1 protein-coding gene is annotated in these 1,454 nt (G+C 58.4%); it reads left to right on the top strand.

Going from position 1 to position 1,454, the window contains the following annotated elements; all coding sequences use genetic code 11:
* Positions 1-103: 103 nt before the first annotated feature.
* Positions 104-1,132 (top strand): IS110 family RNA-guided transposase, encoded by a 1,029-nt coding sequence (locus AC2FFA_RS22525; protein ID WP_496853310.1) that lies wholly within the window; start codon positions 104-106, stop codon positions 1,130-1,132.
* Positions 1,133-1,454: the final 322 nt, after the last annotated feature.

Here is a 1,454-nt window from a genome sequence, read left to right as displayed (position 1 = left end):
AGATGCCGTAACGGGGCCTGCGTCACGCACCGCCGTTACCACTTGTCAAATCCGCGCTGCGCTGCCGCCATTCCCGTATTGAACCTACCTGGAGGACGACGGGATGAGACTATTTATTGGACTAGACGTGTCATTGGCCAAGACCGCGATATGCGTGCTCAGCGAGCATGGCGAGATCATCAAAGAGGCCGAGGCTGCGAGCGAACCAGAGGTATTGGCCCATTGGATGTGTGGTTTAGACGGTGACATAGCTGCGATTGGCCTGGAGGCTGGACCTATGTCGCAGTGGCTGCATCGAGGGCTGGCAGAGTTGGGCTTGGATGCAGTGCTTATGGAAACCCGCCAGGTGAAAGGAGCACTGAAAGCAATGCCAATCAAGACGGATCGACGGGATGCTGAAGGGATTGCGCGTCTGCTTCATCTTGGCTGGTTCCGCCCGGTTCATTGCAAATCCGTCTCTGCTCAGGAAACCCGCGCTGTGCTCGGCGCCCGAAAAGCCATTCAGCAGAACATGATCGCCTTGGAGATGTCGTTGAGAGGCTTGCTACGGAACTTCGGTCTCAAGGTCGGCGCGACTTCTCGTGGTAGGTTCGAAGCCCGCATCCGAGAGTTGGCGGAAGGCAACCTCATGCTGGAATCCGCTACCAAACCTATGTTGCGTGCCAGAGCATCCTTGCGATTGGAGCTTGCGACCCTTGAGAAGCAGGTGCGTCAGCTTGCCCAGGACGATCCGGTTTGCCTCCGTTTGATGACGATGCCAGGAATTGGCACGGTCGTTGCACTAACCTTCCGTGCAGCCGTCGATGATCCGGCGCGCTTCCGGTCTTCAAAGCGAGTCGGTCCCTGGGTTGGCCTGACGCCTTCTCGCAACCAGTCCGGTGAGCGTGATGTGTCTGGCGGCATTACCAAGGCCGGCGACGTAAACCTGAGGCGGGCGTTGTGCCAGGCCGCAACTGTCATGATGAGCCGCGGACGGTCGACGTGGCTGCGAACATGGGGAGCTCAACTGGCGCAACGTCGAGGTCGAAAAATTGCGATGGTCGCCCTCGCGCGTCGCATTGCTGTCATCCTGCATCGGATTTGGGTCGATGGCACCGTGTTCCAACCGGATGTAGCACCAAATACGGCTTGATCGAATGTCTCTCCACTTGCTGCCTGCTTGATCGCAGGCCTTCGAGGTCCCGCAGGGACGTGGTTCCGATGATGCCGAGGTCTGGACCGTCGCTGACTTCAATCAAGCACGCCAATGAGATGGGCACATCGGAATTACATCGAACCAGCATCATGTTGGCAGCCGTCGCGCTGACCACGAACCGAAGCATGTACCCGAAGGATCTCAACCGAAGGCCGCGACAGAAAGCAGGGCGGACACGAACGGGTACAGCTACACCGCCTTGGCGGATCAATCATGATGCGCAAAACCGCTTGACTGGGACGGCTCCGTTACCGAAGTC

The organism is Ruegeria sp. YTSB088 (genome assembly GCF_059609825.1).
The sequence above is the reverse complement of the archived record's forward strand: the minus strand, read 5'-3'. Positions and strand labels throughout refer to the sequence as shown.